This is a genomic window from Promicromonospora kroppenstedtii DSM 19349 (genome assembly GCF_000515355.1).
Lineage (GTDB): Bacteria > Actinomycetota > Actinomycetes > Actinomycetales > Cellulomonadaceae > Promicromonospora > Promicromonospora kroppenstedtii.
In genome coordinates this window covers 98,016-98,646 of record NZ_KI911665.1, presented here as the reverse complement: position 1 = coordinate 98,646, position 631 = coordinate 98,016, and the positions used below count along the sequence as shown (strand labels likewise).

At 73.1% G+C, this 631-nt stretch carries 2 pseudogenes; one reads left to right on the top strand and one right to left on the bottom strand.

Annotated elements, in window-relative coordinates:
- Positions 1 to 354, bottom strand: a pseudogene (locus PROKR_RS34795) (spermidine synthase); the annotation flags it as partial.
- A gap of 91 nt (positions 355 to 445) precedes the next feature.
- On the opposite strand from PROKR_RS34795, the pseudogene PROKR_RS34790 reads away from it, so the two are divergent.
- Positions 446 to 631: pseudogene (locus PROKR_RS34790) on the top strand (SAV_6107 family HEPN domain-containing protein); the annotation flags it as partial.

The window sequence follows — 631 nt, the reverse complement described above, 5'->3', positions numbered from 1 at the left end:
CGGGTCCAGGTCGACGCCGAGCTGGCGGGAGCCGGGCCGCTCGTGCTCCACGTGCCGGGCGAACGCGCTGCCGGCCGCGCCGAGGTGGAGCACGCGCAGCGGTCCGGGCGGCAGGAGCGCCACGAACGCGGCCATCTGCTGCATGTACTCGAAGTCGAGAAAACCGGGGTCGGCGAGGTCCAGGCTGGAGCTCGGCACGCCGTTGACGTGCAGCGTCACCCGCTGCGGGAAGTCGGGGTCGCGAACCACCTCGGCGGTGCCGGTGCTGATCGGCACGGGGCCGACGGGCAGCTCGGCGGGGAGTGTCAGTGGTGCGGAGGAGGATGGGCGGCGTCGGGCGGAGCGGCGGGCCATGAGGACAGTCTCTCCCGGACCAGCGGCCCGCTTGACAGGATAGAACGTATGTTCGATAGTGTCGCACAAGGGGTTCGATCGGAGGTTCGAGATGGGCACCATGCAGTCTCAGGGCGGTCGGGACGTGGTCTCGGCACGCATGCTCGTGCCGCGCGCCGTCCCGCCGGGGGTCAGTGCGCTCCTGCGCAAGGCGGACGCGGAGCTCGCCGAGGCGGCGCGCTCCGCCGACCCGGGGGACCGGTTCGTGCACGCGCACCTCGCGGCGATCCGCGCGGCC